The sequence below is a fragment of the Solwaraspora sp. WMMA2056 genome, assembly GCF_030345095.1.
Taxonomy (GTDB): Bacteria; Actinomycetota; Actinomycetes; order Mycobacteriales; family Micromonosporaceae; genus Micromonospora_E.
The window spans coordinates 1,127,301-1,152,558 of the sequence record NZ_CP128360.1; the positions used below are offsets into that span (position 1 = coordinate 1,127,301).

At 71.4% G+C, this 25,258-nt stretch carries 28 protein-coding genes and 1 pseudogene; 10 read left to right on the top strand and 19 right to left on the bottom strand.

Annotated elements, in window-relative coordinates; genetic code table 11:
* The first annotated feature begins 47 nt into the window (after positions 1-47).
* Entirely contained in the window at positions 48-668 is a 621-nt protein-coding gene (gene mobA / locus O7608_RS05225) for a molybdenum cofactor guanylyltransferase (protein WP_289208892.1), read from the top strand.
* 3 nt (positions 669-671) lie between these two features.
* Here mobA and O7608_RS05230 read toward each other — a convergent pair whose 3' ends face one another.
* Both O7608_RS05230 and O7608_RS05235 read right to left on the bottom strand, forming a co-directional pair.
* On the bottom strand, positions 672-899 hold the full coding sequence (locus O7608_RS05230; RefSeq protein WP_289208893.1) for a winged helix-turn-helix domain-containing protein: 228 nt from the start codon (positions 897-899) through the stop codon (positions 672-674).
* 27 nt (positions 900-926) lie between these two features.
* Positions 927-1,280 (bottom strand): helix-turn-helix transcriptional regulator, encoded by a 354-nt coding sequence (locus tag O7608_RS05235; protein ID WP_289208894.1) that lies wholly within the window; start codon positions 1,278-1,280, stop codon positions 927-929.
* 98 nt (positions 1,281-1,378) lie between these two features.
* Here O7608_RS05235 and O7608_RS05240 point away from each other — a divergent pair, with 98 nt between their 5' ends.
* Positions 1,379-1,681 carry a DUF6457 domain-containing protein gene (locus tag O7608_RS05240; protein WP_289208895.1) on the top strand — a complete coding sequence of 101 codons (303 nt, stop codon included), beginning with the start codon at positions 1,379-1,381 and terminating at the stop codon, positions 1,679-1,681.
* On the opposite strand, the gene O7608_RS05245 is transcribed toward O7608_RS05240, so the two are convergent.
* A complete protein-coding gene (locus O7608_RS05245) occupies positions 1,659-3,929 on the bottom strand; it encodes an FdhF/YdeP family oxidoreductase (RefSeq protein WP_289208896.1) in 2,271 nt (756 codons plus the stop codon). The two genes, O7608_RS05240 and O7608_RS05245, sit on opposite strands and share 23 nt — an antisense overlap.
* Positions 3,930-4,097: 168 nt before the next feature.
* Between O7608_RS05245 and O7608_RS05250 the strand changes: the two genes are divergently transcribed.
* A complete protein-coding gene (locus tag O7608_RS05250) occupies positions 4,098-5,216 on the top strand; it encodes a T3SS (YopN, CesT) and YbjN peptide-binding chaperone 1 (RefSeq protein ID WP_421358602.1) in 1,119 nt (372 codons plus the stop codon).
* 69 nt (positions 5,217-5,285) lie between these two features.
* On the opposite strand, the gene O7608_RS05255 is transcribed toward O7608_RS05250, so the two are convergent.
* Entirely contained in the window at positions 5,286-5,753 is a 468-nt protein-coding gene (locus tag O7608_RS05255) for an Lrp/AsnC family transcriptional regulator (protein WP_289210787.1), read from the bottom strand.
* Between the two features lie 68 nt (positions 5,754-5,821).
* Here O7608_RS05255 and ddaH point away from each other — a divergent pair, with 68 nt between their 5' ends.
* Complete coding sequence (ddaH, locus tag O7608_RS05260) at positions 5,822-6,652, top strand: dimethylargininase (protein WP_353850499.1); 831 nt, start codon at positions 5,822-5,824, stop codon at positions 6,650-6,652.
* A 70-nt stretch (positions 6,653-6,722) separates the two neighbouring features.
* Here ddaH and O7608_RS05265 read toward each other — a convergent pair whose 3' ends face one another.
* Entirely contained in the window at positions 6,723-7,928 is a 1,206-nt protein-coding gene (locus O7608_RS05265) for an ABC transporter substrate-binding protein (protein WP_289208898.1), read from the bottom strand.
* Positions 7,929-8,172: 244 nt separating this feature from the next.
* On the opposite strand from O7608_RS05265, the gene O7608_RS05270 reads away from it, so the two are divergent.
* Complete coding sequence (locus O7608_RS05270; RefSeq protein ID WP_289208899.1) at positions 8,173-8,802, top strand: bacterial proteasome activator family protein; 630 nt, start codon at positions 8,173-8,175, stop codon at positions 8,800-8,802.
* A 38-nt stretch (positions 8,803-8,840) separates the two neighbouring features.
* Here O7608_RS05270 and O7608_RS05275 read toward each other — a convergent pair whose 3' ends face one another.
* The 3 genes and pseudogenes from O7608_RS05275 to O7608_RS05285 form a co-directional block, all read right to left on the bottom strand.
* Positions 8,841-9,671 carry an HAD family hydrolase gene (locus O7608_RS05275; RefSeq protein WP_289208900.1) on the bottom strand — a complete coding sequence of 277 codons (831 nt, stop codon included), beginning with the start codon at positions 9,669-9,671 and terminating at the stop codon, positions 8,841-8,843.
* A 4-nt stretch (positions 9,672-9,675) separates the two neighbouring features.
* Positions 9,676-10,491, bottom strand: a pseudogene (locus tag O7608_RS05280) (HAD family hydrolase); the annotation flags it as partial.
* Positions 10,492-10,920: 429 nt separating this feature from the next.
* Positions 10,921-11,283, bottom strand: a complete 363-nt coding sequence (locus tag O7608_RS05285; protein WP_289208901.1) for a DivIVA domain-containing protein — start codon at positions 11,281-11,283, stop codon at positions 10,921-10,923.
* A gap of 408 nt (positions 11,284-11,691) precedes the next feature.
* On the opposite strand from O7608_RS05285, the gene O7608_RS05290 reads away from it, so the two are divergent.
* Positions 11,692-11,910 (top strand): winged helix-turn-helix domain-containing protein, encoded by a 219-nt coding sequence (locus O7608_RS05290; RefSeq protein WP_289208902.1) that lies wholly within the window; start codon positions 11,692-11,694, stop codon positions 11,908-11,910.
* Between the two features lie 96 nt (positions 11,911-12,006).
* Here the strand turns inward: O7608_RS05290 and O7608_RS05295 are convergent, their stop codons facing one another.
* Positions 12,007-12,933, bottom strand: coding sequence for an alpha/beta hydrolase (locus tag O7608_RS05295; RefSeq protein WP_289210789.1), 927 nt, complete (start codon positions 12,931-12,933; stop codon positions 12,007-12,009).
* A gap of 38 nt (positions 12,934-12,971) precedes the next feature.
* A complete protein-coding gene (gene serS, locus O7608_RS05300; RefSeq protein WP_289208903.1) occupies positions 12,972-14,237 on the bottom strand; it encodes a serine--tRNA ligase in 1,266 nt (421 codons plus the stop codon).
* A 135-nt stretch (positions 14,238-14,372) separates the two neighbouring features.
* Between serS and O7608_RS05305 the strand changes: the two genes are divergently transcribed.
* The 3 genes from O7608_RS05305 (at position 14,373) to O7608_RS05315 (ending at position 16,057) form a co-directional block, all read left to right on the top strand.
* On the top strand, positions 14,373-14,804 hold the full coding sequence (locus O7608_RS05305; RefSeq protein WP_289208904.1) for an OsmC family protein: 432 nt from the start codon (positions 14,373-14,375) through the stop codon (positions 14,802-14,804).
* Between the two features lie 78 nt (positions 14,805-14,882).
* Complete coding sequence (locus O7608_RS05310; RefSeq protein WP_282224484.1) at positions 14,883-15,236, top strand: metallopeptidase family protein; 354 nt, start codon at positions 14,883-14,885, stop codon at positions 15,234-15,236.
* 128 nt (positions 15,237-15,364) lie between these two features.
* Entirely contained in the window at positions 15,365-16,057 is a 693-nt protein-coding gene (locus tag O7608_RS05315) for an AIM24 family protein (RefSeq protein ID WP_282224483.1), read from the top strand.
* 41 nt (positions 16,058-16,098) lie between these two features.
* Here O7608_RS05315 and pheA read toward each other — a convergent pair whose 3' ends face one another.
* The 4 genes from pheA to O7608_RS05335 form a co-directional block, all read right to left on the bottom strand.
* Positions 16,099-17,055 (bottom strand): prephenate dehydratase, encoded by a 957-nt coding sequence (gene pheA, locus O7608_RS05320; protein WP_289208905.1) that lies wholly within the window; start codon positions 17,053-17,055, stop codon positions 16,099-16,101.
* Between the two features lie 10 nt (positions 17,056-17,065).
* Positions 17,066-17,665 carry a hypothetical protein gene (locus O7608_RS05325; protein WP_289208906.1) on the bottom strand — a complete coding sequence of 200 codons (600 nt, stop codon included), beginning with the start codon at positions 17,663-17,665 and terminating at the stop codon, positions 17,066-17,068.
* A 142-nt stretch (positions 17,666-17,807) separates the two neighbouring features.
* On the bottom strand, positions 17,808-18,290 hold the full coding sequence (locus tag O7608_RS05330) for a hypothetical protein (RefSeq protein ID WP_289208907.1): 483 nt from the start codon (positions 18,288-18,290) through the stop codon (positions 17,808-17,810).
* Positions 18,291-18,466: 176 nt separating this feature from the next.
* Complete coding sequence (locus tag O7608_RS05335; RefSeq protein WP_289208908.1) at positions 18,467-19,219, bottom strand: hypothetical protein; 753 nt, start codon at positions 19,217-19,219, stop codon at positions 18,467-18,469.
* 167 nt (positions 19,220-19,386) lie between these two features.
* Here O7608_RS05335 and O7608_RS05340 point away from each other — a divergent pair, with 167 nt between their 5' ends.
* Positions 19,387-20,595 (top strand): arginine deiminase, encoded by a 1,209-nt coding sequence (locus O7608_RS05340; protein WP_289208909.1) that lies wholly within the window; start codon positions 19,387-19,389, stop codon positions 20,593-20,595.
* A gap of 72 nt (positions 20,596-20,667) precedes the next feature.
* On the opposite strand, the gene O7608_RS05345 is transcribed toward O7608_RS05340, so the two are convergent.
* The 5 genes from O7608_RS05345 to O7608_RS05365 all read right to left on the bottom strand — a co-directional run bounded on the left by O7608_RS05345 (position 20,668) and on the right by O7608_RS05365 (position 25,189).
* Positions 20,668-21,549, bottom strand: a complete 882-nt coding sequence (locus O7608_RS05345; RefSeq protein ID WP_289208910.1) for a DUF5926 family protein — start codon at positions 21,547-21,549, stop codon at positions 20,668-20,670.
* 35 nt (positions 21,550-21,584) lie between these two features.
* Positions 21,585-21,995, bottom strand: a complete 411-nt coding sequence (locus O7608_RS05350; protein ID WP_289208911.1) for an ATP-binding protein — start codon at positions 21,993-21,995, stop codon at positions 21,585-21,587.
* A gap of 12 nt (positions 21,996-22,007) precedes the next feature.
* A complete protein-coding gene (locus O7608_RS05355) occupies positions 22,008-23,468 on the bottom strand; it encodes a sensor histidine kinase (RefSeq protein ID WP_289208912.1) in 1,461 nt (486 codons plus the stop codon).
* A gap of 125 nt (positions 23,469-23,593) precedes the next feature.
* Positions 23,594-23,929 carry a rhodanese-like domain-containing protein gene (locus O7608_RS05360; RefSeq protein WP_289208913.1) on the bottom strand — a complete coding sequence of 112 codons (336 nt, stop codon included), beginning with the start codon at positions 23,927-23,929 and terminating at the stop codon, positions 23,594-23,596.
* A 9-nt stretch (positions 23,930-23,938) separates the two neighbouring features.
* Positions 23,939-25,189 carry an LCP family protein gene (locus tag O7608_RS05365; protein ID WP_289208914.1) on the bottom strand — a complete coding sequence of 417 codons (1,251 nt, stop codon included), beginning with the start codon at positions 25,187-25,189 and terminating at the stop codon, positions 23,939-23,941.
* Positions 25,190-25,258 lie beyond the last annotated feature (69 nt).

Below are 25,258 nucleotides of genomic sequence, written 5' to 3' on the forward strand. Positions count from 1 at the left end.
GCCCAGCAGAACCTCGACGGGGCGGGCGGTCGACTACGGTGGACGGGATGACCGGATTCGCGGCGGTGGTGCTGACCGGCGGGGCCGCGCGCCGGATGGGCGGCGTGGACAAACCAGCCGTACCGGTGGGTGGGGTGGCCATGCGGGACCGGGTGCTCGCGGCCGTCGCGGCCGCCGACCCACGGATCGTCGTGGGCCCGCTCGCCGACCCACCGCCGGGTGTCCTGGCGGTACGCGAGGAGCCGCCCGGCGCCGGTCCGGTGGCCGCCACCGCCGCCGGCCTGGCCGCGCTCGCCCCGAGCACCGCCACCACCAGCGGCGACCTGGTCGCGGTGCTCGCCGGTGACCTGCCGCTGCTCACCCCGCACGCGGTGGAACTGCTCGTCGTCGCCGTCCGGCAACGCGACGTCGACGGGGCGCTGTACGTCGACGACACCGGCCGACGGCAGCTGCTCTGCGGAGTGTGGCGCACCGCCCGGCTGTGCGACGCCGTCAGCCGGCTCGCCGTAGCGCGCGGTGGCGTACTTGCTGGGGCGTCGATGCGGGCGTCGTTCGCCGACCTGGCCGTCGCCGAGGTGACCTGGCGCGACACCGGCCCGCCACCGTGGTTCGATTGCGACACCGACCGCGACGTCCGGCAGGCGCAGGAGTGGACCGGATCTAGCTAGGGCTCACTTGGGTTCGGCGACGAACACGCCGACGCCGTGAGCGCTCTCGACCAGGCCCTCAGTGCGCAGGGCATGCATTGCGTAGCGGATCACCGAGTCCGAGATGTCGTGCTCGGCCTTGAGCTGGGCAGTTGACGGGAGCTTGTCGCCTGGCTGCAACTCGCCGCTCCTGATCTGAGCGCGAATGTGGTCGGCAAGCTTCTCCCACGCGCCCTCGTGCCGGCCGGGCACAAGTAAGGATGTCGGTTTCCTGCCGGATCAGTCCTCGCGCTGGCTCGGCCGGTTGGCAGCGATCCAGGCCGCCACCTCGTCGCGACTCCAAATGCGCATCCGGCCGTTGCCCACCACATCGATCGGCTCGGGGAATCCCGGCCGGCGGACGATCTCCACCGTCCTGGTTCGCGACACGCCGCCGAGCATCGTAGCGATGTCTGCCAGGGCGACGAGCTTCACGCCCTGAACGTAGCGGTAGACCGGAAGTGGACGTATCAGGGCTGGTGCTGGCTGACCGGCTATGCGATCGACATCGACGGAAACGCCGCCGAGCGGCGGGAGATATTCGTACAGCGTCGTGGGCTCTACCGACTGCCCGCACGCCAGACGTCTGAGCATCGATCGAGGAGTGCAATGATCACCGAGAGGAAGCACGGATGACGTGGACGGGCCACACCTCGATGCTCCGTAGCCGAACCGGTGACAGGGAGTCAGGGATGAGTGACACGATGGACGAGTGGGTGGCGGTTGCCACCGCCGAACTCGGGCTCGACCCGGGTGACGTGCCGGTGCCGGTGGTGCTGGACCTGGCCCGCGACGTGGCGCACAACGTGCTGCGCCCCGGCGCGCCGGTCACCGCGTACCTGCTGGGGTTGGCGGTTGGTCGTGGCGCCGACCCGGTCGAAGCCGGCACCCGGCTGGCCGCGCTGGCCCGCGCCTACGGCGGCGGCGAGGCCGGGCCGAGTCCAGGTGAGGTCAGTCCGGCGCCAGGTGAGGTCAGGCCCGCTCCAGGCGGATGATGATCTGCTTCGACGTCGGGGTGTTCGAACCTGCGGCCGTCGAGTCCAACGGCACCAGCACGTTCGCCTCCGGGAAGTACGCCGCCGCGCAGCCGCGCGCCGTCGGGTAGCTGACCGCCCGGAACGCCTTCGCCCGGCGTTCGACCTGGTCGGACCACTCCGATACCAGGTCGACGACGTCACCGTCGGCGACCCCGAGCGCGGCCAGGTCGTCCGGGTGCACGAAGACCACCCGCCGTCCGCCCCGGATGCCCCGGTAACGGTCGTCGAGCCCGTAGATCGTGGTGTTGTACTGGTCGTGGCTGCGCATCGTCTGCAGCAGCAGCCGACCCGGCGGCACCTCGATCACCGTCAACGGGCTCACCGTGAACGCGGCCCGGCCCGACGGCGTGGCGAAGGTGCGCCGGTCGCGCGGCGGGTGCGGCAGGACGAAACCGTCCGGCTCGGCGACCCGGCGTTCGAAGTCGGCGAAGCCCGGCACCGCCCCGGCGATGGTGGCCCGGATCGTCGCGTAGTCGGCCTGGTACGCCTCCCACGGCACCGGCGAGTCGGGCAGCGTGGCGCGGGCCAGCCGGGCGACGATCGCCACCTCGGAGAGCAGGTGGTCGCTGGCCGGGGCGAGCCGGCCCCGGGAGGCGTGCACCGCCGACATCGAATCCTCGACGGTGACGAACTGCTCGCCACCGGGCTGCCGGTCCCGTTCGGTGCGGCCCAGGCAGGGCAGGATCAGTGAGGTCCCACCGGGCACCACGTGCGAGCGGTTCAGCTTCGTCGACACGTGCACGGTCAGCGCACACGAGGCCAGGGCGGCCTCGGTCACGGCGGTGTCCGGGCTGGCGGCGGCGAAGTTGCCGCCGAGGGCCATGAAGACGCGGACGTCGCCGTCGCGCATCGCCCGGATCGCGCCGACGGTGTCCAACCCGGTCGCGGTCGGCATCGGTACGCCGAGTTGCCGGCCCAGCGCCGGCAACCAGGCCGGCGGCTCGTGCCAGATGCCCATGGTCCGGTCGCCCTGCACGTTCGAGTGCCCACGGACCGGGCACAACCCGGCACCGGGCTTGCCGATCATGCCGCGCAGCAGCTGCACGTTGACGATCTCGCGGATCGCGTCGACCGAGTCCTGCCGCTGGGTCAGCCCCATCGCCCAGCAGACGATGGTCGCCTCGGAGTCGGCGAACAGCTTCGCGACCTCGACGATCTGGGCCCGGTCCAGCCCGGTGGCGGCGGTCACGGTCGGCCAGTCCACCTGGGCGCGGGCGGCACGGTAGTCGGCATACCCGCTGGTGTGGGTGTCGACGAAGTCGGTGTCGACCGCGTCGGTGGCGACCAGCAGCGCGCCGATCGCCTGGAACAGCGCCAGGTCGCCGCCGATGCGGATCTGCAGGAAGTGGTCGGCCAGCGGGGTGCCGGCACCGACCAGGCCGCCGGGGCGTTGCGGGTTGCGGAACCGGATCAGCCCGGCCTCGGGCAGCGGGTTGACCGCGACGATGGTGGCCCCGTCGCGTTTGGCCCGTTCCAGGGCCGACAGCATCCGGGGGTGGTTGGTGCCGGGGTTCTGCCCGACCACCACGATCAGCTTGGCCCGGTGCAGGTCGTCGAGGGTCACCGAGCCTTTGCCGATGCCGATGGTGCTCAGCAGTGCGACGCCGGACGACTCGTGGCACATGTTGGAACAGTCCGGCAGATTGTTGGTGCCGAGTGACCGGGCGAACAGCTGGTAGAGGAACGCGGCCTCGTTGGAGGTGCGGCCGGAGGTGTAGAAGGCGGCCCGGTCCGGAGAGTCGAGTGCCCGCAGCTGGTCGGCGATCAGCCCGAACGCCTCGTCCCAGTCGATCGGCGTGTAGTGGTCGGCACCGGGCCGGCGGACCATCGGGTGGGTGAGCCGGCCCTGCTGGCCGAGCCAGTGGTCGGAGCGGGTGGCGAGTTCGCTGATCGGGTGGGCGGCGAAGAACTCCGGGGTGACCCGGCGCAGGGTCGCCTCCTCGGCGACGGCCTTGGCTCCGTTCTCGCAGAACTCGGCGTGGGCGCGGTGCTTCGCGGCCGGCTCCGGCCAGGCACAGCCGGGGCAGTCGAAGCCGCCGGGCTGGTTGACCCGGGCCAGGGTGAGCGCGGTACGGCGTACCCCCATCTGTGCGACGCCGGCGCGCAGCGCGTGGGTGACGCCCGGCAGCCCGGCCGCGCTGGTCGCCGGCTCACCGACGGTCAGGTCGCGGTCACCGGCGTCGTCTCGAGGGGCGGAACGGGCCATGCTGCCAGCCTCTCACGGCCGGCGACCGGCGGGCTACATCGGAAAGCGCAGGCCAGCGGCGGTACGGCGGGGTCGTCGTGACGATGGCGGCAATCCGACCGCCGCTGGGGCTAGCCGGCATGGTGGCTCACCTGGGTAGGGTGTGCGCACAGTGGGACTGAGTTGATCATGGTGGGGGAGCAGGTGCCGGGGACAGCAGACCAGGTGAGCGGGGACCAGACGACTGGGGACCAACCAGCGGCGCCCGAGCCGCTCCTGCTCGACGAGCCGAGCACGGCCGACCTGCGGGAGAAGGTGACCCAGGCGTGGCGTGACTTCGCCGCCGCGCTCGCCGCGACGCTGCCGACCCTGCCGGCCGGCGGCCAGGTGGAGCTCACCCTCGACCCGACCGCGTCCGGCACCGGGGACGCGATCTACTCGGTGGGCGTACGGATCGGCCTGCAGGACCGGCTGAACGCCTCGGCGGTCAGCAACGCGACCCTGCCGGCGGAGTACCGGATGAACCGGGACGCGGTGGCCGAGCTGGTCGCGCTGGGCTGGTCCCCGCCGGGCGTGGTGGCCGGGTCGGGGGACAACTTCGGGCTGACCACGACCACCGCCGACGTGAGCCGGCTGGCCTCGGTGATCACCCACACGCTGCGTCAGGTGTACGGCGCACCGCATCCGGCGTTCGTCGTCTACGCGGTGCACGACGCCAACGACGAGCCGATCGAGGTGGAGCCGCTGGGTACCGCCCGGCCGCAGTCGTCGATCGGTGACACCTTCGGGCTGCCCACCGACGACGATCTCGTCGGCACCGGCGACGACGTCGACCCGGCCGACGCGCTGCCACTCGACGACCAGGTCCGCACGGTCGTCGCGACGATGATGCGCAGTACGCCGGAGCACCTGCACGTCGACGCCGACGGCGACATCGGCATCCGGGCCGGCTCGGCGATGGTCTTCGTCCGGATCCGCGACAATCCGCCGCTGGTGGACGTCTTCTCGCCGGTACTGACCGAGGTGGAGCCGACCGAGCAGCTGTACGTGAAGCTCTCCGAGTTGACCAACCGGATGCCGATCGGGCGGCTGTACTGCACCAACGACACCGTCTGGGCGTCGATCCCGGTGTTCGGCCGCAACTTCCAGGCGACCCATCTGATGCTCGCCGTCCAGGTGATGACCGGGCTGGCCGACGAGCTGGACGACCGGCTGCATGGCGAGTTCGGCGGCAAGCGGTTCTTCGGCGACGGGGACAAGCCGTCGCGCGGCGACACCGGCGGTCACCGTACCGGCATGTATCTCTGACGCCGGCGTGTGTCTCTGACGCCGGCCGGTGTCTCTGACGCCGGCCGGTTGCCGCCGCTGGCGGACAGGTCAGGCCGGCTGGTCGGGGACGGCCACCGGCGGCGGGGCGTCGACCAGCCGGGACAGCACGATCATGCTGCGCGTGGAGGTGACGAACGGCTCGGCGCGCAGCCGTTCGAGGGCCTGTTCCAGGTGGGCGATGTCGGCGGCGCGCAGGTGCACCAGGGCGTCGGCCTGGCCGCTGACCGTGTAGGCGCCGACGACCTCCGGATGGCGGCGGGTGGCGGCGGCGAGCTGCGCCGGGGTGGTCCGTCCGGTGCAGTACAGCTCGACGAACGCCTCGGTGGTCCAGCCCACCGCCGCCGGGTCGACCACGGCGGTGAAACCCCGGATCACGCCGGCCGCCCGGAGCCGGTCCACGCGGCGTTTGACCGCCGGCGCGGACAGCGACACCCGGGCCCCGATGTCGGCGTACGAGGAGCGGGCATCGGCCATCAGCGACGCAATGATCCGCTGGTCCACGGTGTCGATCTGCAACGTTCGACCCTTCACGCGCAACGATCGTGGCTTCTTATTGTGTAACAGCGTACCTACTCTTGGTTCCCGTGACCGTCGCGCGTGCCGCCACCGACCCGTCGCGGGTCTACCTGATGTGCCCGCCCGAGCACTTCGGCGTCGAGTACGTGATCAATCCCTGGATGGACCCGCAGCAGCCGGTCGACGCCGAGCTTGCCCTCAAGCAGTGGCAGTGTCTGCGGGAGACGTTGACCGGGCTCGGCCACGAGGTCCACGTACTGCCGCCGCGACCCGGCCTGCCCGACATGGTGTACGCCGCCAACGGTGCGTTCACCGTCGACGGCACCGCGTACGGAGCCCGTTTCGCCCATCCCCAGCGGGCCGCCGAAGCGGGCGCACACCGCGACTTCTACCAGGACCTCGGCTGGCGCTACGTCCGACCGACCGAGACCAACGAGGGCGGAGGCGACTTCGCCTACCTGCCGACGGCGTACGGCGGAACGATCCTCGCCGGCTACGGCTTCCGCACCGACCCCGACGCGCACCGACGGGTGCAGGAGACGCTCGGCCGCCCGGTGGTGTCGCTGCGGCTGGTCGACCCGCTCTTCTACCACCTGGACACCGCGCTGGCCGTCCTCGACGACGAGAACGTCGCCTACTACCCTGCGGCCTTCTCCCCCGCCTCCCAACGGGTGCTGCGCCAACTCTTCCCGGACGCCCTGCTGGCCAGCCGTGCCGACGCGCTCGCCTTCGGGCTGAACCTGGTCAGCGACGGCCGGCACGTGGTGCTCAACGACGCGGCGACCGCGATGACCGCGAAGCTGGCCGCCGCCGGCTACCAGCCGGTCCCGGTGGAGTTCACCGAGCTGCACAAGGGCGGCGGCAGCGTGAAATGCTGCGTCGCCGAGCTCCGCGGCTGAGCCGTCGCGCTGCCACGACCCCGCTGCGGCCGGGTCGCCGACCCCGCTGCGGCCGGGTCGCCGGGCCGGCTCAGCCGAGAGTGGCCAGCTCGGTGATCAGGACGTTCGACAGCACCGGGCCGTCGCGGAGCACCTCGCGCAGGTACCACTTCTGCTGCGGCGTACGTGGCTGGTTGAACTGCCACGGTCCGCGCGGGCTGTCGATCTGCCCGATCCGCCCGAGCGCCAGGTTCAGCTCCTGCGCCGTCACCCCGGCGCCGGCGGTACGGATCGCCTTGTCCAGCACGTGCGCCGCGTCGTACGACGCCATCGCGTACGTCGTCGGCGACGCCCCGTACCGCTTGCGGTAGCCACTGGCGAACCGCAGGTTGGCCGAGTTGTCCAGGTCGGCGGAGTAGTTGAGCGCGGTGATGATCCCACTGGCCTCGTCGCCGAGCTGATCCACGACGTTGCCCTCGGTCAGGAAGCCCGGTCCGTAGATCGGCCCGTCGTAGCCGGCGTCGCGCAACTGCCGGACGAACTCGACAGCGGCGGTCCCGGTGAAGAAGCAGTACACCGCCTCCGGATCCCGGTCGACGACCTCCTCGATCGGTTCGGAGAACGTGTCCCGGCCCGGGTTCGGCGTCGAGTCCGCCCAGATCACCGGAGCCGAGATCCGCTCGTCACCGGTGCCGAAACCCTCCCGGAAACCCTGCACCAGGTCCCGGCCGGCCGGCTGGTCGGCAGCGACGATCGCGACCTCGCCGTCGTCGCTGATCTCTCGGGCCAGGTACGCGCCGAGGGCCAGACCGGCCTCGTCGGCCACGTACGACGTGCGCCAGATGTAGACGACGCTCTGCAGGTTGCGTGGGGAGGCGTTGGACCCGATCAGCGGCACCCGGGCCTCCTCCACCCGGTCCCGGATGGCGAGCATCACCGCGGAGTTGGCCACCCCGGTCAACGCGAGCACCTGCTGGCTCAGCAGCGACTCCACCGCCGCCAGCCCGGACTCTGCGGTCTCCCCCTCGTCGGCGATCACCAGGTCGACCGGCCGACCGCCGAAACGCCGATCGTTGTTGTCCAGGAACAGCTGGAAGCCGTTGAGCATCTCGTCGCCGATCGGCTTGTAGCCGCCGGTCTGCGGGACGATGAGGCCGATCCGTACCGGAACGTCGCTGACCAGGCCGTCATCGTCGGCCGAGTCGTCGCCCGTGCCGATGCTGCACGCGCTGGCCAGCCCGGTGGCGCCGAGCGCGGCCAGCAGCTTCAGAGCTTGCCGGCGGTCGATGTGGGGCACGGGGGGTCCTCTCGCAAGGGGTGCGACGGGGCTGGTCGACGGCCCATCCGGCGTTCTACCCGCTCGGCCGGGCGGCGTCAATGCTATGTGACTGACCAGGCGGCGCGGCCGACAGCCGGGGCCCGGGGCGGACCCGGCCAAGGCTAGCCGGCTTCCCCGGGGCGGACCGGTCAAGGCTAGCCGAGGCGGCGGGATCGGGGGACCGCCGAGCGGGCGGTGCGGATGCTGCGTCAAGATGGATGGCATGACCGATACACCAGAGGCCCCGGAAGTGACCGAAGAGTCCGCTGCGACCGGTGGCCGGCCCGGTGCGGTGGTGGTGGTCGGCCCGGACGGCCGACCGATCGGCACGGTCGGCACCGGTGCGGCCGGCGGTGCGGACGACGATGCCGCCGATCCGGACGACCCGTCGCGGCTGATCGAGCAGCCGGCCAAGGTGATGCGGATCGGCAGCATGATCAAGCAGCTGTTGGAGGAGGTTCGGGCCGCCCCGCTGGACGAGGCCAGTCGGCAACGGCTGCGTGAGATCCACCAGCGGTCGATCACCGAGCTGGAGGACGGGCTCGCCCCGGAGCTGCGCGAGGAGCTGGAGCGGATCTCCCTGCCGTTCGAGGACGGCGCGACGCCGAGCGAGGGTGAGCTGCGGGTCGCCCAGGCGCAGCTGGTCGGCTGGTTGGAAGGGCTGTTCCACGGCATCCAGGCGGCGCTGATGGCCCAGCAGATGGCGGCCCGGCTGCAGCTGGAGCAGATGCGTACCGGCAACCGGCCGGCGCTGCCGATGGGGCCGGGCGGGATGATCCCCGGCATGCCGGGTCAGCAGGGGCAGCCCGGGCAGCCCGGTGACGGTAGTTCCCGCACCGGCCAGTACCTCTGAGCCGGCCGCCGCTGCTGCTGCCGCTGCGCCGCTGCGCCTCAGGCTGACCGACGCTGCTGCCGCTGCGCCATGAGCTCCTCCAGGTAGGCGGCGACGCCGTCGTCGGCGTTGGACGCGGTCACCGCGTCGGCGAGGTCCCGTACCGTCGGGTGGGCGTTCGCCACGGCGACCGCCCGCCCGGCCCAGGTCAGCATCGGTACGTCGTTGGGCATGTCGCCGAAGGCGACCACCTCGGCGGCCGGCACGCCCAGCCGGGCACAGAGCCAGGCCAGCCCGGCGGCCTTGGTCACGCCGGCCGCCGAGATCTCCACCAGCCCGGACTTCGACGAGTGGGTGGCCTCGGCGATGCCGGCCAGCGCGCCGGCGACGATGCGGACGAACAGGTCCGGGTCGTCGTGACTGCTGCGGACCAGCAGTTTCACCGCCGGTGCGGCGAGCAGTTCCGCCGGGTCGGTGACGACCCGGGCGGTCGGATGGTCGCTGTTCCAGTGCTCCGGCCAGTCGACGCCGTGGCGCATCAGCCGGCCGTCCTCGACCTCGACGGCGAAGACGACGTCGGGCACCTCGGCCCGCAGCCGGCGGGCGACCTCGGCCATGATCTCCGGGGCGAGCGGGTCGGCGCGCAGCACCGTGTCGGTCTGCGGGTCGTAGACCACCGCGCCGTTTGCGCAGACCGCCGGTACGGGTTCACGCAGCTGCTCGTACACGGCGGGCAGCCAGCGCACCGGACGGCCGGTGACGAGCAGGATCTGCCCGCCGCTGGCCCGGAAGGCGTCGAGCGCAGCCGCGGTGCGGGCGCTGAGCGACTTATCGGGCCGCAGCAGTGTCCCGTCGAGGTCGGTGGCGACCACGCGTGGATGCACTTCCATCACCGGACATTAACCGATCCAGGTAAATCGCTACGCCGTCATCGTCATTACGCAGTGTAATCTCATCGGCGGCTCGGCGTACTGTCGGATGGGCGTTCGACACCGCGACCCGTCCCCACCCGGCCCAGGCGAACATCGGCAGGTCGTTCGGCATGTCGCCGAAGACCAGGACGTCCGCCGGGTCGACGCCGAGGGTCTCGGCGACCACCGCCAGCCCGCTGGCCTTGTCCACTCCGGGTGGGCAGATCTCGATGAAGCCGAGACCGGCCTGGGTGACCGTCGCCAGCGTCGGCGGGATCAGCCGGATCGCGGCGGCGAGCAGCGCGTCGACATCATGTGACGGGGTCCGCGCGAACGCCTTGATCACCTCCCCGGACAGGCACTGTTCTCGGGTGCGGGCCTCGAACCGCTCCGGGTAGCGCCAGTGCGGGTCGAAGTCGCCCCACAACGGGGCGTCGTGCTCGTCGGACGCCTCGACCATGACGGTGAGCGGGCCGACCGCCGCCTCCAGGTGGGTGACGATCTCGGCCAGGGTGTCACCGGGCAGCCGTTCGTCGCGCAGCACCCGTACCCCGGTCGGGTCGCTCTGGTCGACCACCCGGCCGCCGCCGGCCATCACCAGGTAGTCGGCGGCCCGGATGTCGTTGCGGGTCAACTCGATCAGCCGCGGCCCGCGCCCGGTCGCCCCGACGACCGGGATGCCGAGCGACCGGGCCCGGTCGAGCACCTCATGGGTGTACGCGGAGACGGTCTCGTCGCTGCGGACCAGTGTGCCGTCAAGGTCCGTGGCGATCAGCTTGGGTAGGCCGGGGCGCGGCATGCTGTCCTCCTTGATCCCCAAGGTCGACGATCTCCAAGGCGACGCTCTCCTTGGTCGATGATCTCCTCGGTCGGCGGGGCAGCAACCGTACCTCGCGTACCGTGACCTGACCATGACTTCCGCGCGAAGACCGCGTGCACACTGACCAGGCATCGGTGTCCGCCGTCACAGCACGATCCAGTACCGCTGGACCGACCCGAACGCGGCATCACACACGCCTTCGAGGACCCCGCCACACCGTGAGCATCCGGCTCAGCGCCCAGGTGGCCAGCTCACGCCCCCGCGCGGACGGTCGGATGCCGCAACCCACGTGCCCGGCCCACTGCACGTAGTCGTCGTCGCCGTGCCGGGCCAGCCTGGGTCCCCATTCGGCATGACGTCGAGGTGAGGCTCATCCACGTCAAACTCGACAGATGACGTGGATGAGCCTCACCTCGATGCTGCCTCAACCTGGCTGGACTGCCAGCGGCGCAGGGCGTCCTTGATCCGGTCGTTCTGTTCGTAGGTGCGGTCGAGTTCGGCGTACAGGATGCCGAGGTCGTGGGCGACCCGTTCGAGGAAGGCGGCGACCTCGCCGGGGTCCAGGCCGCCGCCGCGCCGGGGGACCGTCGGGAAGCGGTGGCTGCGCACCTGCCAGGGCCGGATCGGCCGGTACGCAACCGGTCGCTGGTTGCGGCTGCGATCGGCCGGTACGCGGTACACGCCGCTGCCGTTCGGCCAGTCACGCGGTGGCGTGCCGGCCATCGTGCGGCGTTGCCGCCTTAGTCGCCAGCGTCGCCAGAGCTCTCGCATCACGTGTTACCTCCTGTCGGTGGGCTTCCTCGCTCGTGCTTGTCTCGGGCGTTCGTCGGCCTGGCCGGTGGATGGAGTGGCCGGTGGATGGGGTGGCCGGTGGATGGGGTGGCCCCGCCGCTTGCCGATCCGGCGGGGCCACCCCGGCCGCCGATCACCGCAGCCCTCCTCGGCAGTACGGCGACCAGGGCACATCTTCGGGGCCGGGACGCCCGACGGCGTGACTCGCCGACCGCCCCGACCTGCCGCGTGGTGTCCTCTGCGGGTTGGAGACCAAGGAGGAAACCTCGCACCAGGAACCTAAGCGAAGTAGTTCGCTTAAGTCACCAGCACTAGTCCGCTGTACCGGCATCTTGCTGCCTGTACTGCGAACGTGTTCTCATGGTCGGCGGAGACCAAGGAGTGCCCATGCCCGCCACCAAGTGGGAGAAGCTTGCCGATCACATCCGCGCTCAGATCAAGAGCGGCGAACTACGACCCGGCGACAAGCTCCCGTCAACTGCCCAGCTCAAGGCTGAACACAAGATCTCGGATTCGGTGATCCGCTACGCAATGCACGCCCTGCGGACCGAGGGCCTGGTCGAGAGTGCCCACGGCGTCGGCGTGTTCGTGGCTGAACCGAAGTAGGACGTTTACGTCAGCGACCCCTGCCGCCTTCTGGCGCCCGGGCCCGCCAAGATCAGTTGTTGTGAATACGGACGACACGCCGGTGCCGCTCTGGTTTTACATCAACTGATCTTGAAACGCGGGTCGCCAGAGCCAGCGCAGCGCATCCGGCAGCAGCGCGCCGGGGTGGTTCGGGCTGTGCCCACCGTCGCCGAGCACCAGCCGGAAGTCGTATCCGGACTGCGCCAGGGCGGCCGCGACGTGCAGGTTGCTGGCGAGCCAGTTGCGCTCCGGCTCGTTCCAGTTGATGTCCCGGTGCGCGGCCTGCAGGAAGATCCGCAAAGGCTTGCGTGGGATGTCCCGGATCAGCTCCGGATAAGGGTTGCCGCCGGGCATCTGGGCGAAGCTGGACAGGCAGCAGAGCACCCGGCGGAACCTGTCCGGGCGCAGCCAGGCGACAGTGAAAGCGCAGTTGCCGCCGCTGCTGATCCCGCAGATCCCCCACTGATCCGGGTCATCGGTGATCGAAAAACGCCCTGTCACCTGGGGGATGATCTCGCTCAACAGGAAGGTGGCACAGCGGTCGTCGAAAGCGTCGTACTCGACGTTGCGCTGCTTACGCCTGCCGCCGCCAGCAGCGCCACCGTCACCAGCGCCGCTGCCGCCGTCACCAGGGCCGTCACCAGCGGCAGCGCCGTCAGGCATGGACCCAGGGTCGACGAACACACCGATCATCGGAGGGAGGTCGCCGTTGTGGATCAGGTTGTCCAGGACGACGGCGCCACGGACCTCGCCGGCCGGGTCCAGGTTCCACCAGCCGTCCTGGAACACCAACAGGGCGGCAGGGCGGGACGGGTCGTACTGCGCCGGCAGGTGCACCCAGAACTTCCGCGCCGTACCCGGGTAGACGGCGCTGTCCGCCCAGTCGAACTCGATGGTCCGGCCGACCGGGACACCGGGTAGGCGTACCGAGTCGGGGCCGTGCCGGTAGCGGACGTCGGACTGGTCGACCGGCAACTGCCGGTACGGCACGTCCACCCGCAGCCGATTCACTCCGTCGCGCCCAGCAGAGCGGGTAGCGGTCAGGCGGTGGCCAGGGGTTCCAGGACGTCGCGGCCGCCGAGGTAGGGCTGCAGCGCCTTCGGCACCCGTACCGAACCGTCCGGCTGCTGGTGGTTCTCCAGGATCGGGATCAGCCACCGGGTCGTCGCCAGGGTGCCGTTGAGGGTCGCCACCGGCTGGGTGCGGCCCTCGGCGTCGCGGTAGCGGATGTTCAGCCGGCGGGCCTGGAAGGTGGTGCAGTTCGACGTGGAGGTGACCTCGCGGTAGCGGCCCTGCGACGGCACCCACGCCTCGCAGTCGTACTTGCGGGCCGCGCTGGTGCCCAGGTCGCCGGCGGCGACGTCGATCACCCGGTACGGGATCTCGACCTTGGCCAGCATCTCCTCCTCCCAGGCGAGCAGCCGCAGATGCTCGTCGTGGGCCTGCTCCGGCGGGCAGAAGGAGAACATCTCCACCTTGTCGAACTGGTGCACCCGCAGGATGCCGCGCACGTCCCGGCCGTACGACCCGGCTTCGCGCCGGAAGCACGACGACCAGCCGGCGTAGCGGACCGGGCCGTCGAGGGTCAGGATCTCGTTCGAGTGGTACGCCGCCAGCGGCACCTCGCTGGTGCCGACCAGGTACAGGTCGTCGGCTTCGAGCCGGTAGACCTCGCTGGCGTGCTCGCCGAGGAAACCGGTGCCCTCCATCGACTCCGGCTTGACCAGCACCGGGGTGATCGTCGGGGTGAGGCCGTACTCGACGGCCTGGGCGATGGCCAGCTGCAGCAGGCCAAGTTGCAGCAGCGCGCCGACGCCGGTCAGGTAGTAGAACCGGCTGCCGGAGACCTTCGCGCCGCGTTCGACGTCGATCGCGCCGAGCGCCTCGCCGATCGCCAGGTGATCGCGGGGGTTGTCGATGTCGGGCCGGTCACCGACCTCGCGCAGCACGACGTAGTCGTCCTCGCCGCCGGACGGCGCCCCGTCCTCGACCAGGTTGGGGAAGGCCAACTGCGCCCGGCGCAGCGCCTGCTCGGCCTCGGTCACGGCCGTTTCGGCCGCCTTCACCTGGGCCGACAACTTCTTGGTACGGGCGAGCAGCTCAAGCTTCTCGGCCGGTTCGGCCCGGGACAGGCGCTTGCCGAGTTGCTTCTGCTCGGCACGCAACGCCTCGAACGCCTGCACGGCCGTCCGTCGGGCCTCGTCGGTGGCGATCAGATCGTCCACCCGGGACTCGGACTCACCGCGGGCACGCTGGCTGGCACGGAAGAGGTCCGGGTCGTCACGGAGCAGGCGGAGATCGATCACAGCAGCCAACGATACCGGCAGCGCCGGCCACCTCGCGCGCAGGTTTACGCCAGGCCGGTGTGCGCACTCCAGGTGGGTCCACCTTTGCACCGGGCTTCGTCGCAGCGGCCATCGCCGTGAGCTAGCGTCATGGCCATGCCTATCCGTACCGCATCAGCCCGCTGGCAGGGCAATCTGACCGAGGGTTCCGGCACCATCCGCACCGGCAAGGGCGGATACGAGGGGAACTATTCGTTCAAGTCCCGTTTCGAGGAGGGCGAGGGCACCAACCCGGAGGAGCTGATCGGGGCGGCCCACGCCGGCTGCTTCTCGATGGCGTTCTCCAAGGGGCTGGCGGACGCCGGCTTCACGCCGACGTCGGTGCAGACCACCGCGTCGGTGCACCTGGACAAGATCGACGCCGGGATGACCGTCACCCGCATCGACCTGGAGACGGTCGGTGAGGTCCCGGGCATCGACCCGGACACGTTCCAGAAGCTGGCCGAGGCCGCGAAGGCCAACTGCCCGATCTCCCGGCTGCTGTCGCCGGGCGCCGAGATCACCTTGAACGCCAGCCTGTCCGTCTGACGAACCACATCGAAGCGCACGATCCGATTCCACGTCCAAGGTCGTCCCCGGCGACGAGCGGTGCGGCAGAATGGACCGATGCCGGTCGAGATGAGCCGCGAACGCTTCGAGGAGCTCGTCGGGGAGGCCCTGGATGAGGTGCCTCCGGAGCTGCTCCGGTTGATGAGCAACGTGGTGATCCTCGTCGAGGACGACACCCCGGCCGGTGAACCGGAGCTGCTCGGACTCTACGAGGGGCACGCGTTGACCAGCCGGGGCTGGGACTACGCCGGGGTGCTGCCGGACCGGATCCTGATCTACCGCAATCCGATTCTGCGGATCTGCGACACCGAGGCCGACGTGGTCGAGGAGGTGGCCATCACGGTGGTCCACGAGATCGCCCACCACTTCGGCATCGACGACGAACGGCTGCACGCCCTCGGCTGGGGTTGAGCCCCGCCTCCGACCTTTCGAGCTGGCCTCCGACCTTTCGAACCGGCCTCCGGCCGGTTCGGCGATGACCCTCCTTGCGCTGGTCACCTACCCTTCGGGGCGATCGACCTGACCAGGAGGGACCCCCCATGCGCAGTGCCCTGTTCTCCGCCGAGCACCTGGAGAAGGAGTCGGCCCAGCCCGGCATGCGGCTGCAGAACTCCAAGATGCTGAAGATCGAACTCAACGGGGAGGCGATGGCCCGGACCGGGTCGATGGTCGCCTACCAGGGCCACGTGCAGTTCCAGGCGCTCGGTTCGGGCGGGCTCGGCAACTTCATCAAGCAGCGGCTCACCGGCGAAGGCGTACCGCTGATGAAGTTGACCGGTCAGGGTGACGTGTTCCTCGCCAACGAGGCCAGCGACGTGCACATCATCGACCTGGAACCGGGCGACGCGCTGTCGATCAACGGGTCCAGCGTGCTGGCCTTCGACTCGACCCTGCAGTACGACATCCGGATGGTGCAGGGGATGGGCTTCGCCTCGTCCGCCGGGCTGTTCAACTGCGTCTTCACCGGTCAGGGCCGGCTCGCCATCACCACCAAGGGCACCCCGGTGGTGCTGACCGTGGACCAGCCGACGTACGTCGACCCGCAGGCGGCGGTCTGCTGGTCGGCCAGTCTGCAGACCGGCTACCACCGGGCCGAGCAGTTGGGCATCGGTACGCTGCTGGGCCGCCGTACCGGTGAGGCGTTCACGATGAGCTTCGCCGGGCAGGGCTTCGTGATCGTCCAGCCGTCGGAGGAGCCGCCGGTGCGCGGCGCCGGCCACCAGCAGCAGTAGCCGGCACCGGCACCGGCACCGGTAGCGGTAGCCAGCGTCCGTCAGCCGGGCTGGCCGGAGCGGATCCGGGCCAGCCATTCGGCGGCACGGGCGTACCCGTCGTCACCGCGCAGGGCCGGGCCGTCGACGGCCCGGCCGCTGCCGGCCGGCGGCCAGTCGTGCCGTGGGTAGGACCCGAGGAACCGGACGTCGGCGCAGACCCGGTGCAGACCACGCAGCGCCTCGCCCATCCGGTCGTCGGCGACGTGCCCGGAGCAGTCGAGAAAGAACGCGTACCGGCCGAGGGCCTCGCCGGTGGGGCGGGACTCGATGCGGGTCAGGTTGACCTCGCGTACCGCCAGCTCCATCAGCACCGCGAGCAGCGCGCCGACCCGGTCGTGGGCGATGTAGACGGCCAGCGTGGTGATGTCGTCGCCGGTGGCCGCCGGCAGCGGGCCGGGCCGGCGGACCAGCACGAAGCGGGTCACGGCGTCGCCGTGGTCGGCGATCTTGTCGGCCAGTACGGTCAGCGCGTGCCCGCTGGCACCGATCGGCGCGCAGATCGCCGCGTCGAACTCGCCGTTGGCGACGCCGGCGGCGGCCGCCCCGTTGGACAGTACGTCGACCACGGTCGCGTCCGGCACCTGCCGGCGCAGCCAACCACGGCACTGGGTCGACGCCTGCGGGTGCGCGGCGATGCTGCGGACCCGCTCCAGCGCCACCCCGTCGCGGGCGGCCAGCACGAACTCGACCGGCAGCACCACCTCCTGGGTGATCATCAGCGGGTCGCCGCCGGTCAACTCGTCGAAGGTGACCCCGACCGCCCCGCCGATCGAGTTCTCCAGCGGTACCAGGGCGGCGTCGACGGTCCCGGCACGGACCGCGTCGAGCGCCTCGGGCACGCTGCGGGCCGGGATCCGCTCCGCGCGTTGCGCCGCCGGGATGCTCCGCAGCGCCTGTTCGGCGAAGGTGCCTTCCGGGCCGAGGTAGGCGAACCGGGTCGGTGTGGCGACGGACATGCCGGCCAGCTTACGGAGTGGTCGGCGGGATCGGCACCGACTCGCAGGCGAGGGTACGGATCCCGGCCGGCGCGCCGACCCGTACCGGGATGACACAGACGTCGGTGCCGGCGGTGACCAGCGTGATCGACTCCGGCGATCCTTCGGTGACCACCTGCAGCGGCTCACGCGCGGGGATCTGCACGACGGTGTACTGCCAGCTGCCGGCGCAGCGTGGCGCGACCCGTACGGTCGTCCGGGCGCCGGCGGGCAGCAGCCCGTCGGCGCGCAGTACGGCGATCACCCGATCGGCGCTGGGCCGGCCGGCACAGTCGACGGCGATTGCCACCGGGAACCCGGTGGCGGTCGGGGTCGGCACACGTGGCGGGGTGGCGGTCGGGGTCGGCGTCCGCGTCGGTGTGGCGGTCGGGGTCGGCCCGTCCGGCGGCGTGCCGGTGTCGCCGACACCGGCCGGCAGGGAGATCTCGGGCGCGGGCTCGGCGAGCCCGGGTGGCCGGCCGCAGCCGGCGACGGCGACGGCGCTGATCAGCAGCAGACCGAACCAGGCCGGCAGGTTGCGCCGCGACCGCTGCGGCCCGCTGCCCCGACGTGGCCGGAGCGCGGATGTCACCGGCTCATCGTAGGTGCTGCGACGGTGCCTGTCGGCCCCGGCGAGCCGGCCGGATCAGGGCCGGCCGGATCAGGGCCGGCCGGATCAGCTGGCCGGATCGAGGCCGGCCGGATCGAGGCAGGCCGGATCAGGGCAGGCCGGATCAGCTGGCCGAGAAGGCGGTGGAGATGGGGGCGAAGAAGGTCAGCGACCCGGCCACCTTGTTGCCGCTCCACACCGGCGTGGCGACGGCGTCGACGGTGCCGTCGCCCTGGCCGTCGACGATGGCGGTGGCGACGCGCAGCAGCCCCCGGGCGAGTCGACCCGAGGTGAGCGCGAGCAACGGCGGGATCTTGTCGATTTCGGTCTCGTCGAGTTCGCTGCGGGCGGCGGTGAAGTCGACCAGTCGCAGGCCGGCCAGCAACGGGCTGCCCTCGACGGTGCCGGGATCGCCGAGGCCCAGCAGCTCGCAGCAGGAGCGTGACGCCGCGACGATCCGGTAGTCCTGGTCGATGACCAGGCACGGCTCCAGCGCGACCGCAGCTGTGGCGACCCAGAGCTGGAAATTGTCGGCGCGCATCGGCTCCATCGGCTCGCGGGCCTGCGGCACCAACGGTTCCGAGATTGAGAGCTCGACGTGCGCCACCGCGCCTCCCCTGACTCCGCCGGACACCCGCAACGCTAACCGGTCTCTGCGGCGTCCGTCGACTGGTGCCGGTCAGGGCCACCAAGGGGACGGGAAGCGGCAAACACGCGCGGTCGTCACATGTCCGATTTCAGCGGATGTACGTCGCAGAGAGGCGGTCAGCGCCTGCGCCGAGGCTACCGCCGGCCGGCAGGCTTGTCAGCCGCCGTTCGGTCGGCCCCGTACCACCGGTAGTCGGCGGCCTGGCGGTACGGAGCGTTGACCCAGGTGCCCGGATGGCGGGCGACCTGGGACAGCTTCTCCGCGGTGGCGGCGCTGATCCGGGTGCCGCCGGCGATGAGCAGCCGGTCCAGCTCCCGGTGGGTGGTGACCATGCACTCCTTGGGCAGCCCGTAGACGCTGATCACGCCCGAGCCGACGAAGGTGAGCACCGGGGCGACCGGGATGGTGTGCCCGATGGCGGCGGACATCGCCTTGCTGGCCCGCTTGGCGTCGCGGCGGGCCTCGGCGACGTACGGCGGGCGCTTGCCGTTGATCTGCACGACGTCGCCGGCGACGAGCACCCGGCTGCGTCCATGGTCGACGACGGTGACCGCGAACAGCCCGCTCGGGCCGATGGCGAGGAAACCGGCGCGCTCACCGCGGCCGACGGTGTCCAGACCGAGTACGTGGTCCGGGCTGTCGGTACGCGGCCAGTTGACCACGTGCCAGGCGGGCCCGAGATGGTCGAGGCGGTGCAGGGCACGGGCCCCGGCGGCCTCGATACGGCGGGCGCCCCGCTCGGCGCGGCGGCGGCGGGCCCACTCCATCGGCGAGGGCCGGATGGCCTCCAGCGTTCCGGGCGGAGACTCCTCCATGGGCCGTGCTTCTGCTTGGCGGGGCAGGGCCCGCTGGGCGGGCAGTACGCGGCGCTCATGGAACACAGTCATCACGACCTCCGGCAAAAGGTCCCCTGGACGATGGACTACCCACTACCGTACGTGGCGACACCGGTACTGAAGCAAGACGCCGAGCCGGAGTGAGTAGGGATGAATGCCCTATTCACCCAACGACTCTTTCGACAGATGGTGCCAAACGACTGCCCTAGGCTGCGAGTGTGACGCACTACGTCGACAGTGAGGTCGGCCACCTTCGGACCGTTCTGCTGCACCGCCCCGGCGCCGAACTCGCCCGGCTGACCCCGCGCAACAGCGGCAGCCTGCTCTTCGACGCGATCCCCTGGGTCAGCCGCGCCCAGGCCGAACACGACGCCTTCGCGGCGGTGCTGCGCGAACGCGACGTGGAGGTGCTCTACCTGGAACAGTTGCTCGCCGAGACCGTCGCCCACCCGGACGCCCGCGCCGAGGCCGTGACGACCGTCCTCGACGGCGCCCGACTCGGCGTCAGCCTGCGGCAGCGGGTCGCCGATCAGCTCGGCTACCTCGACCCCGCCGGACTCGCCCGGGTCCTCGTCGCCGGCATCGCCCGCGGCGAACTGCGGATCCGCGCCGACCAGCCGCCCGGTCTGGGCTACACCCTGATGGACCCCCACGACTTCGTCATCGCGCCGCTGCCGAACCTGTTGTTCACCCGGGATTCATCCGTCTGGATCCGCGACCGGGTCGCGGTGACCAGCCTCGCGATGCGGGCCCGACGACGGGAGGGCCATCTCACCGACCTGATCTACCGGCACCACCCCCGGTTCGCCGGCACCGAACTGCTGCACCGCCCCAGCGGCGCCCACGTCGAGGGCGGCGACGTCCTGCTGCTGGCACCCGGGGTCCTCGCGATCGGCGTCGGCGAACGCACCACCCCCGCCGGAGTGGAGCAACTGGCCCACCGGGTGCTGTGCGCCGGGCTGGCCCACACCGTCCTGGTGGTGCCGATCGCCCAACGGCGGGCCACCATGCACCTGGACACCGTCTGCACCCTCGTCGACGTGGACGCCGTACTGATGTATCCGCCGATGGCCGACAGCCTCCGCGCGTACACGGTGATCCTCGACAGTGCCGGTGAGCTGCAGGTAGACGGCCCGGCACCGTGGCTGCGGGCCGCCGCCGACGCCATGGACCTGGACCGGCTGCGTCTGGTCGGCACCGGCCTGGACCCGGTCACCGCCGAGCGGGAACAGTGGGACGACGGCAACAACACCCTGGCCCTGTCGCCCGGGGTGTGCGTCGCCTACGAACGCAACACCGCCACCAACGCCCAGCTGCGCCGGGCCGGCATCGAGGTGGTCACGATCCCCGGTGCCGAACTCGGCTCCGGGCGGGGCGGCCCCCGGTGCATGTCGGCCCCGTTGGTCCGCGACCCGCTCACCCGCTGAGCCGCTGTCCGTGCCGGACCGCTGTCCGTGCCGGACCGCTGCCCCGGCGGCCCTCGGCGGGGGCGGAGCGGGTCAGCGCAGCGTGAGTTGCCGGCCGAGCAGGCCCTGTCGGGCCCGCCGGGCGGCCGCGTCGAGCGCGCCGGAGTCGGTGGCCGCCTCGGCGTACCGCTTGGCGAACTCCGCCAGCGGACCCTCCCACTCGTCGGCCGACGGCGCCGCCGGCAGATCCCAGACCGGCACCAGCATCCCGTGCGCCCGGAACATGCCGGCGAACTTGGTCTGCGGCCCCAACGGCAGGTCCCCGGCGGCGCTCAGCCGGGCCAGGGTGTCCAGCGCCCGGTCCTCCTCGTCGCCCAGCACCCAGCGCACGTGCGCCCGGTCACCCACCCGGCACCAGTACGCGGCGGTCGCCGCCGCCATCCGGGTGGTCGGGTAGACCGACGCGTCGGCGCGCTCCAGCGACGCCTGCACCGCCGGATCGTCGGCCGCCTCGGGGGTCACCCAGAAGCTGAAACCGTCGTGCACGGTCACCGACAGCGCCCCGTCGGCCAGCACGTCCTGCAGTCGAGGGCCCGGCCCGGGCAACGGCGGCACCACGACGGTCTCGCCCGGCGCGGTCTCCAACGCCGACAGCAGCGCGGCGGCCAGGTCCCGGGACACGTCACCGGACTGGGCGTGCCGCTGCAGTCCGAGCATGACGTGCCCGTCGGCGCGCACCAGCGCCGGCACCGCCATCGGCAGGACGGTCGCCAGCGTGACCGTCCGGTCGGCGTACTTCTCGGTCAGCTCCGCAGCCAGGACCAGCGGGGCGGTGCCGGCCGGGACCAGCTCGCGGAGCGCGACCCAGTCCGGTTCGTCGGCCAGCCCGGCGAACGGCCGGGGCACGAATACGTCGCGGATCTTCTCCCGCTTGCCGCCGCTCGCGGCCCGGTCCTGCTTTCGGCGCTTGCTCACGGCCAGTCAGCCTAGAGGATTCCACCGCTTCGCGGTCAGCGGAGTTCGGCCCAGACACACCGGCCGGCACCGGACTCGGCCACCCCCCACCGCCGTGCGAGCGCCGCGACGATGCCCAGCCCCCGGCCGTTGAGCGCCTCCGGCGTCGCCGGGCGCACCTGCGGTGCGTCGGCCGAGCCACCGTCGGTGACCTGGATGCGTACCGTCCGGCCGGGTTCACGCAACATCAGTTGACAGGTGATCCGGACCATCCCGTCGGGCAGCGGTCGGGCATGCCGTACCGCGTTGCCGACCAGCTCCGCGACGACCGTCATCACGTCAGCCAGCAGACCGGGTCGGATCCGGTCGGTCAGGCAGGTGGTGAGCCGGTGCCGGGCGAGCCGTGCACCACTGGGATGGTGCGGCACCAGGACGCTCCAGGTCCGTCCCACCAGTGCCGCCTTCACGCCTGTCTCCTCTCACCCCCGGGGCAGTCGCACCTCCGCGACCGTCCCCCCGCCGTCGCGGGGTCGTAGGGACACCCATCCGTGTTGTCGCTCGACGATCTGCCGCACGAGGTAGAGCCCCAGGCCGGCACCCGGGTAGCGGCGCTGATCGCCCTGTTCGCCCTGCCAGAACCGGTCGAACGCTCGTTCCACGTGCTCTGGACGTACCCCGATGCCACGATCGCTAATCCGGAACACCACGGTGCGTTCGTCGGCGTCGGCGGTCAGCTCGACCGCCGTGCCGGGTGGTGAGTACTTGTCGGCGTTGGTGGCGAGCTCGGTCACGACGGTGGCCAGGCTGCCCCGGTCGCCGCACGCCTTCGGCAGGTCCTCCGGCAGGTCGATGGTGAGCCGGCGACGCAGCCCGGCCGGCAGGTGCTCGGCGGCCGTGCGCAGGGTTTCGACGAGGTCGAACGGGGCCGGCGGGCTGCCGACCGCCGGCCCGGCGTCGTTCGCCGCGGACAGCAGCCGGTCGACGAGCCGGGCCAGTTCGGTGGCGCGTTGGCCGAGCACCCGGGCCGCGTCGCGGCGGTCCGCGTCGGTGAGCTGATCCCAGTGCTCGCTGAGCGTCTCGGCGTAACCCTTGATCACGGTCACGGGTGTCCGCAGCTCGTGGCTGGTGACGGAGATGAACAGGTCGACGTCGTGGTCGCGGCGGTGCTGGTCGGTGATGTCGCGGAAGGTGACGACCCGTGAGGCGACGACGCCGGGCAGGTCCCCGGAGGTCAGCCGCAGCCAGCGGCCGTCCGACAGCTGGTGGTCGACGACCTGACCCGGTGGCGGCACCGGGAACGGGATCGGCCGGTGCAGTCGCTGCGCGGCCGGGCTGCCGGTGAGTCGTTCGGCGGCCGGGTTCCACAGTCGTACGCAGGACTCGTCGTCGATGATCGCCAGTCCGTCGGCGAGCGCGGCGACCACCGGGCCGTCGCCGTGCACCGGCAGGCCGGTCTGGTCGCCGTACATGTGCGCGATGCAGGACGACAGGTACGCGATCAGGGTGTGGTGGTCGGGGCTGGCCTCGCCGTCGGCGTCCGGATAGTAGGCGTGCAGGCTGCCGATGAGGACGCCGCCGATCTCGGCGCGGGCGGTCAGCATCCGGTGCAGGCCCCGCCCGGTGATCTGGTCGGCCTGCTCGGCGGCGAGGGCCGAGACCGGAAATTCGATCGTACGGGGGCCGGTGAGCAGCCGCGCGGTGGCCGGGTTCGCCAGGTCGACCGGGCGGCCGATGGACCACTCGGCGGCCCCGGCGGCGGCGATGATCCGGCCGCTGGTGGGGCCGTACTCGGCGAAGGAGGTCCCGGCGGCACCGAGCGCCCGCTGTGCCAGGCGCAGCAGGTGGTGCAGCACCGGCAGGCCGGACTCCCCGTTGTTGATCATGTCCAGGACGACGGTGTGTCCGGCGATCAGGCTCGGGTAGTCGGGGCGTTCCGGCATGCCTGTGAGTGTGCCGTGTTCGGGCCGATTTCGGCAGTGGCCGCCGACCGCCGTGCGTCCGGTGGTGTCCGCCCGTCGGCGTACGGTGGTGTCCGCCGCCTGTCGGCGTACGGTGCTTCGGCCGGTCAGAGCACCTGGGCCGGCTGTCCGGTCTCGCTGACCATCGCCCGGCCGTTCGCCGCCCAGCTCTGCATGCCGCCGTCGAGGTTGCGGACGTTGTCCCACCCGTGCTGGCGCAGGTACGCGACGACTTTGCCGGAGCGGCCGCCGGAGCGGCAGACGACCACCACGTCGCCGTCGGAGGGCACGTCGGCGAGCCGGTGCGGGATCTCCATCATCGGCAGGTGGTGGGCACCGGGGGCGTGCCCGGCGGCCCACTCCTCGGGCTCGCGGACGTCGAGCAGATAGGCGTCGTCGGCGACGTCCGGGGCGGCGACGACGGGCACAGCAGGTCCGAACATGCCGTCAGCCTATTGCTGACCGGCGAGGACGGTGGGATTGGCCAGGATGAAGTCGTCCAGAGTGTCGTTCTTCACGGCGCGGAACATCTCCATGGACAGCGGGGTCAGCTCCTCACGGCCGGAATCGTTGCCGTTGAAGCTGCCGTCGTTGGTGCGCAACATCACCAGGTCGTTGGCGGCCACCCCACGCATGGTGAAGACGAAGTCGGCGACCGGTACGGGGCCGGTGTCCAGCACGAAGGCCTTGCCGGCCGACTCGATCAGCTGGGTCAGCTTCAGCGGGTTGGTCATCACACCGTCGGCCATCGCCTTCTTGGCCATGCCCTTGAGCAGCTTCTGCTGGTTCTTCTGCCGGTCGTAGTCGCCATTGGCCAGGCCGTACCGCTGCCGGGAGAAGTCCAGCGCCTCCCAGCCGGCCATCTCGCGGCAGCCCTTCTTGTGCACGACCTGCTGCTTGTCGCCGTTGGTCTGCTCGGCGTCGGAGTTCCACATCGGCTTGCCGTCGACCAGGGTCATGTGGGCCGACGGGGTGTCCTCGTCGACGCAGATCGGGATGGTGCCGAGGCTGTCGATCACCGACTTGAAGCCGCTGAAGTTGATGATCGCGGCCCCGTCGAAGCTGATCCCGGTCATGTTCTTGATCGTCTCGGCCATCAGCTGCGCACCGCCGGCGTGCCCGGCTCCGTTCTGGGCGCCGTGGAAGAAGGCCTCGGTGGCCTTGGCGACCCCACCGGGGTACCCGCTGGCCGGGAAGGCCGGCACCTCGACCTCGGTGTCCCGGGGGATGGAGATCAGGTAGGCCTGGTCGTGAGTGGCCGGGATGTGCAGGATGATGATCGTGTCGGCGCGGGTGTCCGACTCCTCCCAGCTGGCCCGGTGGTCGATGCCGAGCAGCAGCATGTCGATCGGGCCTTCGAGGTTGTTGCCGCCCTCGGCCTCGGTCTTGCCGGCCACCCCGAGCAGGTTGGACTGCTCGATGCCACCGGTCGCCCGGTCGATCAGCCACTTGCTGCCGACGATGGTGGTGCCGCTGAGCATCATCAGCAGCGCGCCCATGATGACCATCGTGCGGGCCCAGATCGGGTCCTTGCGGCGCGGCCGCTTACCGCCGGTGGTGGTGCCGCGGCCGGAGCGTGCGGCCGGGCCGCCGCGGCCGGCCGGACCGGTCCGCGCGCCCGACTGCCGCACCGACGAGGCCCGGCCGGAGACGGCTCCGGTCGACTCGTTCGACGCCGAGCGTCGGCGGGACTGAACCGGCATGCCTGCTCCTGGGGGGCGTGACAATAGGGCGAGCCCACTGTACGGATGTTTGATGGATAAATCGACCCT

Excerpts from the sequence above, each read along its gene's own strand:
- O7608_RS05315 (WP_282224483.1), top strand. The coding sequence starts at position 15,365 with ATGCGCAGTGCCCTGTTCTCCGCCGAGCACCTGGAGAAGGAGTCGGCC.
- mobA (WP_289208892.1), top strand. The coding sequence starts at position 48 with ATGACCGGATTCGCGGCGGTGGTGCTGACCGGCGGGGCCGCGCGCCGG.
- O7608_RS05360 (WP_289208913.1), bottom strand. The coding sequence starts at position 23,929 with ATGTTCGGACCTGCTGTGCCCGTCGTCGCCGCCCCGGACGTCGCCGAC.
- O7608_RS05245 (WP_289208896.1), bottom strand. The coding sequence starts at position 3,929 with ATGGCCCGTTCCGCCCCTCGAGACGACGCCGGTGACCGCGACCTGACC.
- O7608_RS05250 (WP_421358602.1), top strand. The coding sequence starts at position 4,098 with ATGGTGGGGGAGCAGGTGCCGGGGACAGCAGACCAGGTGAGCGGGGAC.
- O7608_RS05235 (WP_289208894.1), bottom strand. The coding sequence starts at position 1,280 with ATGCTCAGACGTCTGGCGTGCGGGCAGTCGGTAGAGCCCACGACGCTG.
- O7608_RS05285 (WP_289208901.1), bottom strand. The coding sequence starts at position 11,283 with ATGCGAGAGCTCTGGCGACGCTGGCGACTAAGGCGGCAACGCCGCACG.
- O7608_RS05290 (WP_289208902.1), top strand. The coding sequence starts at position 11,692 with ATGCCCGCCACCAAGTGGGAGAAGCTTGCCGATCACATCCGCGCTCAG.
- O7608_RS05310 (WP_282224484.1), top strand. The coding sequence starts at position 14,883 with ATGCCGGTCGAGATGAGCCGCGAACGCTTCGAGGAGCTCGTCGGGGAG.
- O7608_RS05240 (WP_289208895.1), top strand. The coding sequence starts at position 1,379 with ATGAGTGACACGATGGACGAGTGGGTGGCGGTTGCCACCGCCGAACTC.
- O7608_RS05365 (WP_289208914.1), bottom strand. The coding sequence starts at position 25,189 with ATGCCGGTTCAGTCCCGCCGACGCTCGGCGTCGAACGAGTCGACCGGA.
- O7608_RS05270 (WP_289208899.1), top strand. The coding sequence starts at position 8,173 with ATGACCGATACACCAGAGGCCCCGGAAGTGACCGAAGAGTCCGCTGCG.
- O7608_RS05355 (WP_289208912.1), bottom strand. The coding sequence starts at position 23,468 with ATGCCGGAACGCCCCGACTACCCGAGCCTGATCGCCGGACACACCGTC.
- pheA (WP_289208905.1), bottom strand. The coding sequence starts at position 17,055 with ATGTCCGTCGCCACACCGACCCGGTTCGCCTACCTCGGCCCGGAAGGC.
- O7608_RS05335 (WP_289208908.1), bottom strand. The coding sequence starts at position 19,219 with ATGACTGTGTTCCATGAGCGCCGCGTACTGCCCGCCCAGCGGGCCCTG.
- O7608_RS05305 (WP_289208904.1), top strand. The coding sequence starts at position 14,373 with ATGCCTATCCGTACCGCATCAGCCCGCTGGCAGGGCAATCTGACCGAG.
- O7608_RS05275 (WP_289208900.1), bottom strand. The coding sequence starts at position 9,671 with ATGGAAGTGCATCCACGCGTGGTCGCCACCGACCTCGACGGGACACTG.